Source organism: Candidatus Parakkermansia intestinigallinarum (assembly GCF_944389695.1).
GTDB classification, from domain to species: domain Bacteria; phylum Verrucomicrobiota; class Verrucomicrobiia; order Verrucomicrobiales; family Akkermansiaceae; genus Akkermansia; species Akkermansia intestinigallinarum.
Map to the genome: position 1 here is coordinate 1 of NZ_CALXNG010000006.1, position 16,506 is coordinate 16,506.

Annotated in this window: 11 protein-coding genes; 5 read left to right on the forward strand and 6 right to left on the reverse strand. The window is 62.1% G+C overall.

All coding sequences use genetic code 11. From position 1 onward, the window contains the following. Positions 1 to 106 precede the first annotated feature (106 nt). Positions 107 to 838, reverse strand: a complete 732-nt coding sequence (locus AC6UAL_RS02655) for a hypothetical protein (RefSeq protein WP_500681810.1) — start codon at positions 836 to 838, stop codon at positions 107 to 109. A 408-nt stretch (positions 839 to 1,246) separates the two neighbouring features. Here AC6UAL_RS02655 and AC6UAL_RS02660 point away from each other — a divergent pair, with 408 nt between their 5' ends. Continuing rightward, positions 1,247 to 2,695, forward strand: coding sequence for a catalase (locus AC6UAL_RS02660; protein ID WP_500681811.1), 1,449 nt, complete (start codon positions 1,247 to 1,249; stop codon positions 2,693 to 2,695). 135 nt (positions 2,696 to 2,830) lie between these two features. Here the strand turns inward: AC6UAL_RS02660 and AC6UAL_RS02665 are convergent, their stop codons facing one another. The 3 genes from AC6UAL_RS02665 to speA form a co-directional block, all read right to left on the reverse strand. Further along, positions 2,831 to 3,901, reverse strand: a complete 1,071-nt coding sequence (locus AC6UAL_RS02665; RefSeq protein ID WP_500681812.1) for a GNAT family N-acetyltransferase — start codon at positions 3,899 to 3,901, stop codon at positions 2,831 to 2,833. Positions 3,902 to 3,943: 42 nt separating this feature from the next. After that, positions 3,944 to 7,360 carry a preprotein translocase subunit SecA gene (gene secA, locus AC6UAL_RS02670; protein ID WP_500681813.1) on the reverse strand — a complete coding sequence of 1,139 codons (3,417 nt, stop codon included), beginning with the start codon at positions 7,358 to 7,360 and terminating at the stop codon, positions 3,944 to 3,946. A 297-nt stretch (positions 7,361 to 7,657) separates the two neighbouring features. Beyond that, on the reverse strand, positions 7,658 to 9,598 hold the full coding sequence (gene speA / locus AC6UAL_RS02675) for a biosynthetic arginine decarboxylase (RefSeq protein WP_500681814.1): 1,941 nt from the start codon (positions 9,596 to 9,598) through the stop codon (positions 7,658 to 7,660). A 171-nt stretch (positions 9,599 to 9,769) separates the two neighbouring features. Here speA and aroB point away from each other — a divergent pair, with 171 nt between their 5' ends. The 4 genes from aroB (at position 9,770) to AC6UAL_RS02695 (ending at position 14,158) form a co-directional block, all read left to right on the forward strand. Further along, positions 9,770 to 10,879: a 3-dehydroquinate synthase gene (aroB, locus tag AC6UAL_RS02680; RefSeq protein WP_500681815.1), complete on the forward strand. Its 1,110-nt coding sequence runs from the start codon at positions 9,770 to 9,772 to the stop codon at positions 10,877 to 10,879. Positions 10,880 to 10,943: 64 nt separating this feature from the next. Continuing rightward, positions 10,944 to 12,053, forward strand: a complete 1,110-nt coding sequence (locus AC6UAL_RS02685; RefSeq protein WP_500681816.1) for an aminopeptidase — start codon at positions 10,944 to 10,946, stop codon at positions 12,051 to 12,053. A gap of 23 nt (positions 12,054 to 12,076) precedes the next feature. After that, the gene (locus tag AC6UAL_RS02690) at positions 12,077 to 13,186 is read left to right on the forward strand and encodes an aminopeptidase (RefSeq protein ID WP_500681817.1); all 1,110 of its coding nucleotides are present in this window, start codon (positions 12,077 to 12,079) and stop codon (positions 13,184 to 13,186) included. Between the two features lie 126 nt (positions 13,187 to 13,312). Continuing rightward, entirely contained in the window at positions 13,313 to 14,158 is an 846-nt protein-coding gene (locus tag AC6UAL_RS02695; RefSeq protein WP_500681818.1) for a metallophosphoesterase, read from the forward strand. A gap of 249 nt (positions 14,159 to 14,407) precedes the next feature. On the opposite strand, the gene AC6UAL_RS02700 is transcribed toward AC6UAL_RS02695, so the two are convergent. Next, positions 14,408 to 15,499, reverse strand: coding sequence for an LOG family protein (locus AC6UAL_RS02700; RefSeq protein WP_500681819.1), 1,092 nt, complete (start codon positions 15,497 to 15,499; stop codon positions 14,408 to 14,410). Between the two features lie 104 nt (positions 15,500 to 15,603). Continuing rightward, positions 15,604 to 16,419: a hypothetical protein gene (locus AC6UAL_RS02705; RefSeq protein WP_500681820.1), complete on the reverse strand. Its 816-nt coding sequence runs from the start codon at positions 16,417 to 16,419 to the stop codon at positions 15,604 to 15,606. Positions 16,420 to 16,506: the final 87 nt, after the last annotated feature.

A 16,506-nucleotide genomic window follows, 5' to 3' on the forward strand; every position in this document is an offset into this window, starting at 1 on the left:
CCGTGTCGGGGTGCCGCGAATTATACAGATGAGTTGCCGCGACGTCAAGCTTTTTCGGCTGATTTTTTCGCAAATTTTTCAGACCACCCCGCAAGAGCCCGAGAAATCAATCGCTAAGCGAGATAATGTTATCTTCACTTTCCGCATCGGCGGCGTTTCGGCCGCGCGAATGCTCGTCTTTTGCTGATGCTTGGCCCTGCCGAAGGGTTTTAGACGAGAGTCTGAGGCTTGTTCGGCAGAAGTATTTGCCGCCTTGTGAGCAGAGGCGTGACGGTGTGTCTGTGTCGACCGAGGGGCTCACCCTTGCGAGGGGCTTCCTGCGGCGGGCTTCTTTCAGCCTCGTGTTCAAGAGGCTGCACAGGTCTTGTACGTCACTGAAAATGCTGCTGTTAATGGGCAGGGTCTTGCATCCTTGAGTTCGCCGTTGGGCTACGATGAACTTTATGCCCCTGACGTCCAGAAGGGCAAAGAATTGCACGTCGCGGTACAAGAGGGTTTCGCATGTTTTTCGTAAGGCGTGTCGATACAGAATGCGATCGCTCTCCACGCGCAGTAGCGGCTTTTTGGCCCGTGACAGGTACAGCGTGCGGAGGGCGACACCCAAACCTAGGAGGGAAAAGGCCACGCCCGCTACGCCAATCGCTTGCACTAGGGGCTCGCCTATGATGACGACAAAGCCGCAGAGCAGCATCATGCCCACCAAGGCGCAGGCCAAGCGCAGGATTCGTCCCGGCGAGGGGAAGATATCGACGGCGGAGTTTTTCGCGGAGTTTTTCTCGGTGTCTTCCCCTTCTCGCGCGTTGACGCTCTCGCATTCTTGACGGCCGGAGGTGTTCATGCTTTGTTCGTTGCCGGGCGTGTTGTCCGCCGACGGTGTTTGTTTCTCCTATACGCTTGGGTGGGTGCGATGTCAAGGCTGATGTCATGCCAGAGCAGAAGGGGGCGCTTCCGCGAGTCGGCTTCGCGGGCGTGTAAGCGGCTCCTCGGCTCTCTCTTCTCCCCCGCTTTTTCCCCGGCCGACGGGCGGCGGCGGGGCTCATTCTAAATGATTTTGAACCTTCCGGGTTTTCTCGGGGGTCTTCCCTATGAGGGTTGAGGGAGTCTTTTCTATTTTTTTATTTATTCTAATTCTATTTTCTTGACTTGTGTTTCGGGTATGTGTAGAAAGATGGTGACGCGGTCAGCTCGCCTTGGTGTTGCAGGCTGCCGTCAACCACAAACTAAAACTCAAGAAAGGAATGATACGATGGGTGAGGAATCAAAACGATTGACGACGGCTGCCGGGGCTCCGGTTGCGGACAATATGCATGTGCAGACGGCAGGGCCGCAGGGCCCGATGTTGCTGCAGGATGCTTGGTATTTGGAGAAGTTGGCGCATTTCCACCGCGAGGTGATTCCCGAGCGGCGCATGCACGCGAAGGGGTCGGGCGCGTACGGTGTGTTCAGGGTGACGAATGATATTACTCGCTACTCACGGGCGGCGCTGTTTGCCGAGGTGGGGAAGGAGACGCCGGTTTTTGTGCGATTTTCGACGGTGGCCGGGGAGCGCGGTGCGGCTGACGCGGAGCGCGATATTCGCGGTTTTGCGGTGAAGTTTTACACGGAGGAGGGTAACTGGGATTTGGTGGGGAATAATACGCCGGTTTTCTTCCTGCGTGATCCGTTGCAGTTCCCGGATCTGAATCACGTGGTGAAGCGCGATCCGCGCACGGGTCTGCACAATGCGGCGCAGAACTGGGATTTCTGGACTTCGTTGCCCGAGGCTTTTCATCAGGTGACGATTGTGATGAGTGATCGCGGTATTCCGGATGGGTACCGCTACATGCACGGGTTCGGCAGTCATACCTTCTCGCTGATCAATGCGGCGGGGGAACGTGTGTGGGTGAAGTTTCACCTCAAGAGTTGCCAAGGTATTCGCAATTTGACGGATGAGCAGGCGGCGGCGGTGATTGCCCGCGACCGCGATAGTGCGGGGCGCGATTTGCTGGAGGCTATTGAGCGGGGCGAGTTCCCGCGCTGGCGTTTCTGTATTCAGGTGATGACGGAGCAGGAGGCGCGCGATTTCCGCTTCAATCCCTTCGATTTGACGAAGGTTTGGCCGCACAAGGATTTTCCGCTGATTGAGGTGGGTATCTTGGAGTTGAATCGCAACCCGGAGAATTATTTTGCGGAGGTGGAGCAGGCTGCGTTCAATCCGGCGCATGTGGTGCCGGGTATCGGTTTTTCTCCGGATAAGATGTTGCAGGGGCGTTTGTTCGCTTATGGCGATGCGCAGCGCTATCGGCTGGGTGTGAATCATGATCAGATTCCGGTGAACCGTCCCCGCTGTCCCTATCACAGTTACCACCGCGACGGGCAGATGCGTACGGATGGTAATTTGGGCGCGACGCCGGCTTATGCGCCGAATAGTCTGGGGCTTTGGAAGGATTCTCCGGAGCTTGCGGAGCCGCCTCTGCCGCTCGCCGGGGATGCCGGGCGCTACGATTATGCCTGCGATGAGGCGGATTATTACGAGCAGCCTCGGGCTTTGTTCCGGCTGATGACGCCGCAACAGCAGGCGGAGCTTTTTGCCAATACGGCGCGTGCTCTCGCGGGGGTGCCGGAGGCGATTGTGCGACGCCATCTGGAGCACTGCTATGCCTGTGATCCGGCGTACGGACGCGGGGTGGAGGAGGCTATCGCTGCGCTGCGATAGGTGCCGAGAGGACGGTGTGCACCCGCGCAGGGCGGGTATGCGGGCGGCGGGCATCCGAGGAGTCGGGTGCTCGCCGCTTGGCAAGGGGGGAGATGCCCGGCAGTGGGGCAGGGAGAAGCCGCAGGGGCGGCGCCGTCACGCGTTGAGGCGGATGCCGAAGACGCCGGAGCGGCGGCCGGATTCTTCGAGTTGCTGCCGACGGGCGGCGGGCAGGACGCTGCGCGGGAGTTCGGCGTATTTGAGCCGGTCGCGGAAGTAGCTGACGGCACTCTGGGAAATGGCAAAGATGCGGTCGAAGCCGGCGTTGCGGGCGGTTTCTTCGACGAAGCGGCACATGGCTCGCCCGTAGCCGTGGCCTTCATAGCTTTTTTTGATGAAGAGGCAGCCGAGTTCGGCGCACTGTTCTTCGGGGTAGGGGTAGATGGCGACGCAGCCGACGATGGTGTCGTCGAGGGTGTAGACGTAGTAGCTGTCGAGGTGCTCGTGGATGGATTCGTAGCTGCGGTGCACGAGTTTGGCGTCGGCCATGCTGCGGGCGATCATGGAGAGGAGCTCGGGGATGTCGTCTTCGTGCAGGGGGCGGATTTCGCGGTAGGAGTCGCTGTGCACCATGGTGCCGACGCCTTCTTCGGAGAAGAATTCGTCGAGCATGACGCCGCGGTGCCGGCCGTCCAACAGGTGGACGCGCGGGATGCCGCGCCGACAGAGGGCGGCGGCTTGCTTCAGTTCGTCGGCGTGGGTGCAGTCGGCGGCGTGTTCGGTCTCGCTCTCGAGGATGGCGAAGATGGGCTGGCCTTGCCGACAGGGGACGCCGCCGGCTTGCAGGGTGACGTATTTGGATGCGCCCAGCCGCACGGCGAGCTCGACGCTGCCGTCGTCGAAGCGGCCTTCGGTGCCGGAGGCGACGATGGCGACTTGGTGCCGCTCGATGATTTCCCGCACGCGGGCGCAGGCGGCTTCGCCTTCGCTGAGGGCTTGCTCGGCGACGGCGGCGTGGATTTCGCATTCTCCGGCGCGTTGCTCGAGGATGCGGGTGTCGCTGCCTTCGGCGACGAGGACGAGCCGGACGCCGATTTCGTGTAGGGCGTCGGCGTCGAGCAGGGCGTCGACGAGTTCATCGGCAGCCAGCAACTCGGCGTCGATGTGGACGACGAAGAGCCGACCGCGAAAGTACGGAACGTATTCCAGAACGGAGCGGACGTTCATTGCCGATGGTGGGGTGGCGACGCAAGGGGGGCGTCTCGATCCTCAGGCTTTGGGTTCGTCGCTTTCGGGTGCCGCGCTGGCGCTTTGCCCGCCTTCGGGGGTGAAGCTGAGGTCGGCAGTGGGTTCGCCGGCGCCGGGTTCAGCTTCGAGCTCGTCGGCGGCGGGCATGACGAGGTCGCCGGAGCCTTCGGGGCGCTTGATGTTGATGCGCTGCCGCTTGCGCTTGAAGTTGAAGGGCTTGGTGTCGTGAAACTCGGGGACGGCTCCGGCTTCGACGCTGCTGCCGGACGCGCTCAGGGCGACGGGCGCAGGGGCGCCTTCCGTGTTGCTGCTGCTCGCGGTGTCGACGGTGTTGCTGCTGACGTCGACGGCATCGCTGTCGCCTGCGATTTCCTGCTGCCGAGCGCGGATGCGGCCGAGTTGCTCGCGAAGCATGCTCAGCAGGTCGCCGCCGCCGAGCAGGTCGGCGATGCTGCTGTCTTCTTCTTCGGCGTTGCTCTCGGGCAGCGAGGAGAGGAAGTCTTCGAAGGCGTTGAGGCTCGTCGTGCTGCGGAAGAGGCCGGAGCAGATTTCCGTGTCTATGTTGTGCATGAGCGACTCGAAGATTTCGTAGGCTTCACGCTTGTATTCGACGAGGGGGTCGCGCTGGCCTTGGGCGCGCAGGCGCACGCCTTCGCGCAGGGCGTCCATGTCGGTGATGTGGCGCTGCCAGAGTTTGTCGACGGCCTGCAGGATGATGTGCCGCTCCATCTGGTCGATGCGGTCGGGGCGCTCGCCGGCGATCTTTTTCTCGTAGAGTTCGCGGACTCGGGCGCTGATGTTGGCGGCGATTTCGTTGCTTTCCAGATCGTTGAAGCGGACGTCGTTCTCGCCCCAGCCCATGGGGAAGGTGGAGTTGACCCAGTGGATGAGGTCGCCGACGCGGGGTTTGCCGTTTTCGTCTTTGCTCAGCAGGGTTTCACACTTGAAGGCGGTGGCGTTGTCGAGCGCTTCGTAGATCATGTCGCGCGGGTCTTCGCACAGCAGGGCGTCGTTGCGCATGGCGTAGACGATGATGCGCTGCTGGTTCATGACGTCGTCGTAGTCGAGGACGTGTTTGCGCCAGATGTAGTTGCGCTGTTCGACGCGCTTCTGGGCGCCTTCGATGATTTTGTTCATCAGGCCGCTTTCGACGGCTTCGCCGTCTTTCATGCCGAAGCGATCCATCATTTTGGTCATGCGCTCGCTGCCGCCGAAGTTGCGCATGAGGTCGTCTTCAAAGGAGAGGAAGAATTGCGAGGCACCCGGGTCGCCTTGGCGCGAGCAGCGGCCGCGCAGCTGGCGGTCGATGCGGCGGGATTCGTAGCGCTCGGTGCCCAGAACGAAGAGGCCGCCGAGTTCGGCAACGCCTTCGCCGAGTTTGATGTCGGTGCCGCGCCCCGCCATGTTGGTGGAGACGGTGACGGCGCCGCGCTGGCCGGCCAGTGCGATGATTTCGGCTTCGCGCTGGTGGTTTTTGGCGTTGAGGACTTGGTGGGGGACTTTGACGTAGCGCAGCATGCGCGAGAGGGTCTCCGAGGCTTCGACGCTGGCGGTGCCGATGAGCACGGGCTGACCTTTCGTGTGCAGTTCGACGATTTTCGCGACGACGGCGTTGAATTTCTCGCGGCGGCTGCGGAAGATGAGGTCGTTGAAGTCGTGGCGGATGCAGGGGCGGTGCGTCGGGATGGGCAGAACGTCGAGTTTGTAGATGTCGTGGAACTCGGCGGCTTCGGTCTCGGCGGTGCCGGTCATGCCTGCCAGGCGGCTGTAGAGGCGGAAGTAGTTCTGGATGGTGATGGTCGCATAGGTCATGTTCTCGGGCTCGACGTTGACGCCTTCCTTGGCTTCGATGGCCTGGTGGAGGCCGTCGCTCCAACGGCGCCCGGGCATTTCGCGACCGGTGTTCTGGTCGATGATGACGATTTTGTCGTCCTTGACGACGTATTCTTTGTCTTTTTCGTAGATGGTGTAGGCTTTGAGAAGCTGGCTCGTGGTGTGGAGGCGCAGGCCGGTTTCTTCAAGCCGTTTCATGAGGGCGGTTTTGCGCGCTTCGCGCTCGCGCTCGGAGATGGTTTCGTCTTCGTCGAGGGTGACGAATTCGGAGCCGAGGTCGGGCAGGACGAAGGTTTCGGGATGCCCGGGGCTGATGATGTCTCGGCCCTTTTCCATGAGGTCGGCGTCGTGGGTCTTCTCGTCGATGCAGAAGTAGAGTTCTTCTTTGAGTTTGAAGAGTTCGAGTTTGCGCGGGTCCTGGTAGAGGAAGAGTTCGTATTTTTCAACGATGCGGCGCAGGTTGACGTCTTCTTGCGAGCGCATGAAGGCGCGGTTGCGCGGCATGCCGAGCTTGACTTTGAAGAGGCAGCGGCCGGCGGTGTCGTTATCGCCGGCTTTGGCGGCTTCGAGGGCTTTGGACATGAGGCCGTTGCAGAGTTCGATCTGGGCGCGTACGACTTGCTCGACGAGGGGTTTGAGGGTGTCGTACTGCTGCTCTTTTTCGATGACGGCGGGGCCGGAGATGATCAGCGGGGTGCGGGCTTCGTCGATGAGGATGGAGTCTACCTCGTCGATGATGGCGAAGTAGTGCCCGCGCTGCACTTGGCTTTCTTTGGAGGTGGCCATGCCGTTGTCGCGCAGGTAGTCGAAGCCGAACTCGGCGTTGGTGCCGTAGGTGATGTCGCAGGCGTATTGCTTGCGGCGCAGTTCGCTGGGCATCATGCTCTGAATGCAGCCGACGCTCAGCCCCATGAAGTTGAAGAGGGCGCCCATCCACATGGAGTCGCGGCGCGCGAGGTAGTCGTTGACGGTGACGACGTGCACGCCGAGGCCGGTGAGGGCGTTGAGGTAGACGGGGAGGGTGGCGACGAGGGTTTTGCCTTCGCCCGTGGCCATTTCGGCGATGAAGCCGCGATGCAGGGCGATGCCGCCGATGAGCTGGACGTCGAAGTGCACCATGTCCCAGCGGATGGGGGTGCCGCAGACGTCGATGTCTTGCCCGCAGAGGAGGCGCGCGGCGCATTTGACGGCGGCAAAGGCTTCGGGGAGAATGGATTCGAGGTAGCGGGCGCGCAGTTGGTCAAAGCGCGGCTCGATGTCGAGCAGGGCGGCTTTGGCGGCTTCGATGGATTCGGGAGCGGGTTCGACGGTGGGCAGTTTGGGGAATTCGGGGGCCAGCGAGCGGAAGCGTTCGTTGAGTTTTCCGGCGAGTTCTTCGAGCTCCTGCTGATCCATGGTCTGCACGACGCTGCGGGTGGGCAGGTCCATGGGGGTGAAGCGGTGCAGGTGCTTCTGCCATTCGCGGGTTTTGCCGACGAGGAAGTCTTGGTCCTTGTCCTTCCACTGTTCTTCCATCGCAAGAATCTTGGTCACGATGGGTTTGAGTTTGCGCACTTCGCGCTGGTTCTTAGAACCCACGATCTTGTTGAGAATCCATTTAATCATGACAGCAGAAGTTTTGTATACGATTCTTCGCGCCGCTTCGTCCGGCGGCGCGGTATTGTAGCATAGCCCCCGTCGCTTGGCAAGTGCACAGCGCCAAAAAGTGAGTTAGTGGCTCGCCCCCCGGGGCTCCGGATGCAGAGGGGCTTGGCGCGAAGGGCGTTGAAGGCGTTGACGCAAAGCTTGTTGCGGCGCGTCAGAAGGCCGCCCGGCAGCTCGGCTGTATGACAGAGATACCCCCCTGCCCTGCGGCGGAGGGGGAAGGGTGCGGATGCCTGCCTGCGCCGAGGCTTGCCTGCGTCAGAGCTCGTAGTAGGTGTAGCCGTTGAGGCCCTCGCGGTAGGCCTCGAGGGCGTCGCGTCTCTGGCGCGGGGTGATGCGGCCGTCTTCGACGGCGCGTTCGGCGATGGCGCGGAATTGGGAGACGAGGTCTTTGGGATCGTACTTGACGTAGCTGAGTACGTCGGCGACGGAGTCTCCTTCTTCTTCGTGGGTGTAGACGGGGCGGCCGTTCTCGAGGTGGACGCTCACGACGTTGGTGTCGCCGAGCAGGTTGTGGAGGTCGCCGAGGGTTTCCTGATAGGCGCCGACGAGGAAGACGGCGACGTAGTAGTTCTCCTGCCCTTCCACTTCATGCAGGGGGAGGGATTTGGCGACGTCTTCGCGGTCGATGAAGCGATCGACTTTGCCGTCGCAGTCGCAGGTGATGTCCACCAGCACACTCTTCTGGGTGGGGCGTTCGCAGAGGCGCTGGATGGGCATGACGGGGAAGAGCTGGTCGACGGCCCATGCGTCGGGCAGGCTCTGGAAGAGCGAGAAGTTGGCGTAGTAGAAGTCGACCATGTTGTCGGAGACTTCTTTGAGGTCTTCGGGGATTTCGCTCATTTCGGCCAAGCGGCGGGAGATGAGCCCCATGATGTGCCAGTAGATGGCTTCGCCGACGCCGCGCTCGCGCAGCGAGGCGTTGCCGTAAAAGAACTGCATGCGCAGCTGGTCGCGGTAGTAGTTGGCGTCGTTGTAACACTCCTGAATGTTTTTGCCGGTGAGCATGCGGTGCGTTTCATCGAGAGCCTTGAGGATTTCACTGGGGTTCTCGGGCAGCTGCGGCACTTTGGAGTCGTGGCCCGGGGCGCAGGTGACGTCGAGGATGTTGAAGACGAGCACGGAGTGGTAGGCCGTGATGGCTCGCCCGGATTCGGTGACGAGGGTGGGGTGCGGCACGTCGCACTTGGTGCACATTTCACCGACGACTTCGACGATGTCTCGCGCGTACTCCTCGATGGAGTAGTTGCAGGAGGAGTGGAAGTTGGTCTGCGAGCCGTCGTAGTCGACGGCGAGGCCGCCGCCCATATCGAGTGTGCCCATGGGTGCGCCTTCGCGCACGAGGTCGATGTACATGCGGCAGGCCTCGGTGAGGCCTTCGCGAATGACGGAGATGTTCGGTATCTGCGAGCCCTGATGGTAGTGCAAAACCTTGAGGCAGTGCAGCATGTTGACTTCTTTGAGCTGGTCGACCACCTCGATGACCTGCGCGGCATTGAGGCCGAAGACGGATTTGTCGCCCGCCGACTCGCTCCAGTGCCCCGATCCCTTGGCGGCGAGGCGCACGCGGACGCCGAGGTTGGGCTCCATGCCGAGCTTGCGGGCGCGCTCGAGGATGGCGGGCAGCTCGTTGGGCATCTCCAAAATGATGCAGATGTTGAGGCCCATGCGCTGCCCCATGAGCGCGAGGTCGATGAACTCGTCGTCCTTGTAGCCGTTGCACATGAGGAAGGCTTCGCTGTCCTTCATCTGGGCCATGGCGGCGATGAGCTCGGGCTTCGAGCCGGCTTCCAGCCCGTAGTGGTAGCGCGCGCCGTACGAGACGATTTCTTCGACGATCTGGCGCTGTTGGTTGACTTTGATGGGGTAGACGCCGCGGTATTCGCCTTGGTAGTTGACGGCTTTGATGGCGCTGCGGAAGCTGAGGTTGAGCTCGTCGATGCGGGCACGCAGCAGGTCGCGGAAGCGCAGCAGCACGGGGGCATCGGTTCCGCGCTCGACGAGACCCTGCATGATGCTCAGCAGGCTGACGTTGCGGAACTCTCCGGCGGAATCCTGCAGGCGCACGGTCACTTCGCCCGTTCGCGAGACGCCGAAGTAGCCGTTGCTCCAGTCTTCAACGCCGTAGAGGTCTGAGGAGTCCGCTGCGGTCCAGTTGCGTACTTTGCGCTTGATGGTGTTGTCTTTGCGTGCAGGCATGGCGGTTGATGGGGTCGTTTGCTCAGCGATACCCCGCGTTATATATACCAAGGGGAAGATTTTGTCAACGTTAAGTTGTCGCGCTGCTTGTCGCGCTGCGGCTCCGGGCCGGCACAAAGGATGTCAGAATAACGCCTTGCCTGCTTTTGCGGGCGCGTGTAGAATGGGCGCATGCCTACCGTATCTCTGTCGCTCGGCGCTCGTTCTTATGATGTCCACACATCCAACGGGGCGCTGGATTCTGTCGGCTTTCTCTGCGCCCGGCTGCGCATGCAGGGGCGGGCAGCGGTGATTACGGATTCAAACGTCTGCCCGCTCTATGCCGAGCGCGTCATGGCCAGTTTGGAAGACGCCGGCTATGAGGCGAGCCTCCATGTGTTTGAGGCGGGCGAGCAGAGCAAGAATCTCAGCACCGTCGAGACGCTGGCGTCCGAGATGGTCGCAGAGGGGCATGATCGTTCGTCCTTCGTGGTCGCCCTCGGCGGCGGCGTGGTCGGCGATATGGCAGGTTTTATCGCGGCGATTTATTACCGGGGTATTCCCTTTGTGCAGGTGCCCACGACGGTGATGGCTCAGGTCGACAGCTCCGTGGGCGGCAAAACGGCGGTGGATCTGGCGACGGGCAAAAATCTCATCGGCGCCTTCCACCAGCCGCGCTTCGTGGTGGCCGACCCGATGACGCTCACGTCTCTGCCGACGCGCGTGCTGCGCGAGGGCATGGCCGAGATGGTGAAGCACGCGATTATCCGCAAGCCGCGCCTGCTGGCCGATCTGCGCTGCCTGGCCGATGAGTTGCCGCTGGGCTTCACGCTCAAGACGATCGACCGCCTGCCGCGCATCATGTCCGACAACATCGAAATCAAGGCTCGCATCGTCGAGGAGGATGAGCGCGAGACGCACGGCGTGCGCGCTTTCCTGAACTTCGGCCACACGATCGGCCACGGCATCGAAGCGAGTGTTCCCTTCGGGCAGTTGCTGCACGGCGAAGTCGTGAGCCTCGGGATGCGCGCGGCTCTGTACCTGTCGCGCAAGTACGCCGGGCTGTCACGGGCGGACGAGGACGCGGTGCTCGATACGCTGCGGGCGCTCGAGTTGCCGCTGGTGCTGCCCGAGGGCGTCAACCCCGATCGCGTGATGGAGTGCGCGGCTCGCGACAAGAAGTTCGTCAACGGCGCGGTGCGCTTCGTGCTGCTGCGTGCGCCGGGCAAGCCCTTTGTCTCCGACCATGTGACAACGGAGGATCTGCGCGAGGCGCTGATGCACCTCACCACCCCCTGCTGAGCGGCGGCTCCGCCGCTTCCGCTCGCTCTCTCTGCTTTTTCTCAACATTAACCTACTGATTGATATGACAGACCCGCGCACGACGCAGTTGGCGCAGAGCCTGATTCGCCACTCCTGCCGCGTGCAGCCCGGCGAGCACGTTCTGCTTGAGATTATTGATGCACCGGATGAGATCACCATTGAGCTGATCCGCGCCGTGCGGGCGGCCGGAGCCTACCCGCACGTCAACCTGCGCCACGCTCGCGTGACGCGCGAGATGTTTGCCGGAGCCACGGATGCCCAGTACGAATCCATCGCCGCCTTTGAGCTGGCGGAGATGAAGGCGATGGACGCCTACATCGCCATTCGCGGCGGCTACAACAGCTTTGAGCTCTCGAGCGTCCCGGCAGAAAAAATGAAGCTGACGCAGAAGCACCTGCGCGCCGTGCACAATCAGCGCGTCTGCCGCACCAAGTGGTGCGTGCTTCGCTGGCCCAACCCCGCCATGGCTCAGGGCGCAGGCATGAGCACGGAGGCTTTTGAGGATTTCTACTTCCGCTGCTGTCTGGCTGACTACGACAAGCTCAAGGTGGCGATGGACCGTCTCGCGGAGCGCATGATGCGCACGGATCGCGTGCACATCGTGGGGCCGGGGACGGATCTGAGCTTCTCCATCAAGGGCATGCCGGCCATTCCCTGCGCGGGCGAGCTCAACATCCCGGACGGCGAGGTCTTCACCGCCCCGGTGCGCGATTCCGTCAACGGCACCATCTTCTACACGGCCCCGACGGTGTATCAGGGCATCCCCTTCGACGGCATCCGCCTGCGCTTCTGCAACGGCAAGATCGTGGAAGCGAGCTGCAATGGTGATTCCGAGGCTCTCAACAAGATTCTCGATACGGACGAGGGCTCGCGCTTCATCGGTGAGTTCGCTCTGGGCGTCAACCCCGAGGTGTTGCAGCCGATGCGCGATATCCTCTTTGATGAGAAGATCGCGGGCTCCTTCCACTTCACCCCCGGGCAGGCCTACGAAAACTGCGACAACGGCAACCGCTCCCAAGTGCACTGGGATTTGGTCTGCATCCAGCGCAAGGATTACGGCGGCGGAGAGATGTACTTCGACGACGAGCTCGTGCGCCGCGACGGCATTTTCGTTGACCCCGAGCTGTCTATCCTCAACCCGGCCGTGCACTGAACCCCCTTGCCCGATTTCGCGATATGAAAGACGCACGTTACGCGCTGCTGGCGCAGCAGATTGTGGGTTATTCCGTGCGCGTGCAGCCCGGCGAGCACGTGAATCTGCGCATGCAGGACATACCCGATGCCATGGTCGTCGAGCTCATCCGCGCGGTGCGCACGGCAGGCGGCATTCCCCACCTCGATCTGAGCCATGCCGCGCTGAGCCGCGAGATGCAGATGGGCGCCACCGAAGAGCAGTATGAGCTCGAAGGCCGCTACCGCCTGCAACGCGCCGAAGACATGCAGGTGCACATCTGCCTCTACGCCGACCACAACAGCTTTGAATCCGCCGACGTACCCGCCGAGCGCATGAAAATCGTCAGCAAGCACATGCTGCCCGCCAGCAACCTGACCTGCAACAAGCGCAAATGGACGGTGCTGGCGTGGCCGACGGCCTCCATGGCCCAGGCCGCCGGCATGAGCACGGAGGATTTCGAGGACTTCTACTTCCGCTGCTGCCTGGCCGACTACGGCAAACTGCGCCGCGGCATGGAGAAAATCAAGGCGATGATGGAAGCGACGGACCGCGTGCGCATCGTCGGCCCCGGTACAGACCTCAGCTTCTCCGTCAAGGGCATGCCCGCCATCGTCTGCGCGGGCGACTGCAACGTTCCCGACGGCGAAGTCTACACGGCCCCGCTGCGCGACTCCGTCAACGGCGTTCTCAGCTACAACGCGCCGTCGATCTACCACGGCTCGCCCTTTGATCAGGTTCGCTTCCGCTTCGAGAACGGCAAAATCGTCGAAGCCCATTGCAGCGGCGATGAAGAGAAACTCAACGCGATTCTCGACACGGACGAGGGTGCTCGCTTCATCGGCGAGTTCGCCTTGGGCGTCAACCCCTACATCCTCAAACCGATGCGCGACATCCTCTTCGATGAGAAAATCGCGGGCTCCTTCCACTTCACCCCCGGCCAGTGCTACGACGAAGCCCCCAACGGCAATCAGTCGGCCATTCACTGGGATCTGGTCTGCATCCAGAGGCCGGAGTACGGCGGCGGAGAAATCTATTTCGACGACGTACTCATCCGCAAAGACGGCGTCTTCATCGACCCCGAACTGGCGATCTTCAACGCCGTGACGGACTGAAGACGGCGACCCAAGCCCCTTCCCCGACCGCCCGCTCCCGCACGCCGACCGGCGCGGGAGCGGGCACGAGCGAGGGGAACGGCGCGCCCCTCGGCATTTCCCTCTCACCCACCGCATCGGCAGCTCATGAAACTCCCCAACCCCTTCGTCGGGCTGTGGCGCTGCGTCAAGCGGCACCGTTCCGCCTCCCTCGTTCTGCTCATCGGCCTGCTGCTCTGCATCGCCGTCCGAGAATACGGCAAATGGTCGGCCCGGCAGCTTGAGTTCAACACCGTCGAGCTGCCTCCCTCAGCCTTGCCGGGCGCAGGGCCGCTGCGCATCGCCTTCTTTTCTGACCTGCACAACGATATCGAGCTCTTCGAGCAAGTCGTCGGCTTCATCGAACAGCAGCGCCCCGATCTGATTATCTTCGGCGGCGACTTCATCATCGTCAACGAGCGCTTCATGCGGACGCGCTGGGCGGTGGACGGGCTGCGCCGCCTGACGGCCGTAGCTCCCTGCTACGCCGTCCTCGGCAACCAAGACTACGAAAAACAAGAGCAGGTGGAACGCGTCTTCAACGCCGCCGGCGTGCAGCTGCTGCGCAACCAAGCCGTCGACTGGAAAACCCCGTCAGGCGCCACACTGCGCATCGTCGGCCTCGGCGACTGGAACGAAGGCGACGAGCGGCCGGATCTCTGCATGGAGCCGGCGGGCGAGGGCTCTCTGCCGATTCTGTTGCTGAGCCACGACCCCGAGAGCCGCCACAAACTCGGCGACTACCGCTGGAACCTCATGCTCAGCGGGCACACCCACGGCGGCCAAATCGGCAACCCCTTCACCGGGCGCTGCATCTCCTTCCGCTCCGACATGCCCGCCGGGCTCTTTGAAGAGAACGGGCATCGCATCTTCGTCACGCGCGGCGTCGGCGCCATCATGGACATGCGCTTCTTCTGCGCCCCCGAAGTCAACATCATCACCATCGGCGACTGACGCGCCCGAGCGCCGCACCGCCCCTCCGAGAAGCCGCGCCGCCGCCCCCCTGCCCTCCGGCACCGCCGAAACACCGCCGAAACACCGCCGAAACACCGCCGAAGTCCAGCCGAAGCGCCGCAGCAGCACAGCGAAGCGCGGCCATCGCGCCGACATCGCGCGGCCGCCCCGCCCCCCGGCCGAACCAAGCGCCAAACGCGGATGCCCCGCCACGGCTCGGCCAAGTGCCGCGCCGCGCGGGCGCCCGCCTCAGCGATCATTCACCACATCAATCAGCTCTCGGAGGCGATTGAACGCACCGCGCTTGAACGTAAAGCGCAGACGCGGCAGATTCGCCAGAGCAGGATCGGGATCATTCTCAAAGCGCGGCTCCTGCGTCAAATCCTTCAGCGGCATAATATCATCGTAATCGTGCCGAATCCAATCCAGCAAGCGATCAGGCAGCGGCTCCATCATGCGGATCACCACATCATCCTTGCTGAAATAATACGAATGGAAGCGACTGTAAAAACGCTCAATACAGGCGAAGGCCGCCTCGGCACTCTTGCAGAGATACAGCAAGCGCATATCCTCCGGAGAAATGAGCCCGGCCTCCAGCAACTCCTTTTCAATAAAGCGAATCCAGCGTCCCCAGAACGTCTCGGCCGGCGGATCGAGCAACACGATCGGGAAAAGCGTCGACTTCCCCGTCTGCATCAGCGTAATCGTCTCAAAAATCTCATCCATTGTACCGAAACCGCCCGGGAAAGCCACGAGCGCATCCGTCTGTTTCACAAAATTGAGCTTGCGCGTGAAGAAATAGTGAAAATTCATCATCTTGTCACTGTGCTCCACCACATGATTCGGCTTCTGCTCATAGGGCAGCGTAATATTCAGCCCGAAAGAATGCGCCGCGTGAGCCCCCTCATTGCAAGCCTGCATAATCCCCGGCCCGCCGCCCGTCACAACCATATAGCCCCGCCCGGCAGCCAGACGGGCAAAATCATGCGCGAGCTTGTAACTCGGATCATCGGGCTGAATACGCGCCGAACCGAAGCAGGTCACCTTGCGCACATTGCGGTAGGGCGCAAACATACGATCCGCCGCATACATCTCATCAATCGTGCGGTTCATAATCTCCAGATCATGCTTCTCGATAGCCGGATTGGCAGCAGCATTCATCACCGTTGCCAACATCTGAAGCACCGTCGAAGGCTTGTGCGAACCGCAGTAGCGCTGGGCAATATCAAAAAGGTTGGCGTCGAGCAAGGGATTCCCCGTACTCTCCGGAATCGTCAGAGAGCGGTGTTTTTCCGCGCGACTGTTAATATCGCGCGCCGCCAAAATCTCGGGTCGTTTCATCCTCTCATCTTAGCCCCGAGAGCAATCATTTGTCACGCAAAAAAGTTCAGGGTGACACAAAAATCACCCCCTTCGGCTCGGCCGCAGGCGCCGTCCCCTCAGCCTCAAGGCTCGCGGAGCTCATCCTCCAACTCGCGGCAGCCGTAATACCCCTGCTGCCGCAGCTCGAGCAGTGCTCGGCCCATCTCCCCCTGCACCGCCTCGAGCCTCTCCGCGACCTCATCAGCCTCGCACGCCACCGCCGCCGCTCCGGCATATGCCGCGAGATACTCATCCACGGAGCGCCCGCAGCTCCGGACGCAGTGCAACAGCGGAGCAATCTCCTGCGCACTATCGCGGTTATTCACCCGGCGCAACAAACGCAGCGTACTCTCCGCGCTATTGAGGTGCAGGCGGCGCCCCAACTCCCCCGCGCGGGCGAGAGGCAGGCGGCCATCCTGCAAATGAGAAAGCTCCAGAGCCGCCTCGAGCGCCGTCGAACCGAAACAATCCTCCAGCCTCAACCGCTCCATCGCCTCGCACGCAGCCCGGCGCGACTGATCGCAGCGATTCACGAAACGCGCTATCATACAATCGCGAATCGGCTCCCCCTGCTCAACCTTGAGACGGCGATCCAGCCGATGCAGCAAAATAAAATCCAAAGCCACCCGCGACGCAACAAAATCCGCCTCCTCCCGATCCGAAACGGAAGCAAGCGCCGCCGCCAAATCATCATAGATCGAAGCGAACTGATCCAAATGGCGCTCGCGGCTGCTGAGCTCCGTCTCCGACGCCGCAGCCTCAGCCGCCGCAGCCTCAGCCGACGCCGCGAACCCAGCCGCCGCAGCCGCCTCAGCCGCCGCCGCAGGCAGAACCGACCCCGCAGCGCTCAGAACATAAGCACCGCACAAAACACCCGCGCTGACCCGCCGCCGTCGCATCGCGCGTCAGTTTAGCAAAACAATCAGCATCCTGCAAGAGCAGATATCGTCCCCGCCGCGAGCGAAACGCGAAAAGACTTGCTTTTC

Excerpts from the sequence above, each read along its gene's own strand:
- AC6UAL_RS02655 (WP_500681810.1), bottom strand. The coding sequence starts at position 838 with ATGAACACCTCCGGCCGTCAAGAATGCGAGAGCGTCAACGCGCGAGAA.
- AC6UAL_RS02685 (WP_500681816.1), top strand. The coding sequence starts at position 10,944 with ATGACAGACCCGCGCACGACGCAGTTGGCGCAGAGCCTGATTCGCCAC.
- AC6UAL_RS02700 (WP_500681819.1), bottom strand. The coding sequence starts at position 15,499 with ATGAAACGACCCGAGATTTTGGCGGCGCGCGATATTAACAGTCGCGCG.
- speA (WP_500681814.1), bottom strand. The coding sequence starts at position 9,598 with ATGCCTGCACGCAAAGACAACACCATCAAGCGCAAAGTACGCAACTGG.
- AC6UAL_RS02695 (WP_500681818.1), top strand. The coding sequence starts at position 13,313 with ATGAAACTCCCCAACCCCTTCGTCGGGCTGTGGCGCTGCGTCAAGCGG.
- AC6UAL_RS02690 (WP_500681817.1), top strand. The coding sequence starts at position 12,077 with ATGAAAGACGCACGTTACGCGCTGCTGGCGCAGCAGATTGTGGGTTAT.
- AC6UAL_RS02705 (WP_500681820.1), bottom strand. The coding sequence starts at position 16,419 with ATGCGACGGCGGCGGGTCAGCGCGGGTGTTTTGTGCGGTGCTTATGTT.
- AC6UAL_RS02665 (WP_500681812.1), bottom strand. The coding sequence starts at position 3,901 with ATGAACGTCCGCTCCGTTCTGGAATACGTTCCGTACTTTCGCGGTCGG.
- secA (WP_500681813.1), bottom strand. The coding sequence starts at position 7,360 with ATGATTAAATGGATTCTCAACAAGATCGTGGGTTCTAAGAACCAGCGC.
- AC6UAL_RS02660 (WP_500681811.1), top strand. The coding sequence starts at position 1,247 with ATGGGTGAGGAATCAAAACGATTGACGACGGCTGCCGGGGCTCCGGTT.
- aroB (WP_500681815.1), top strand. The coding sequence starts at position 9,770 with ATGCCTACCGTATCTCTGTCGCTCGGCGCTCGTTCTTATGATGTCCAC.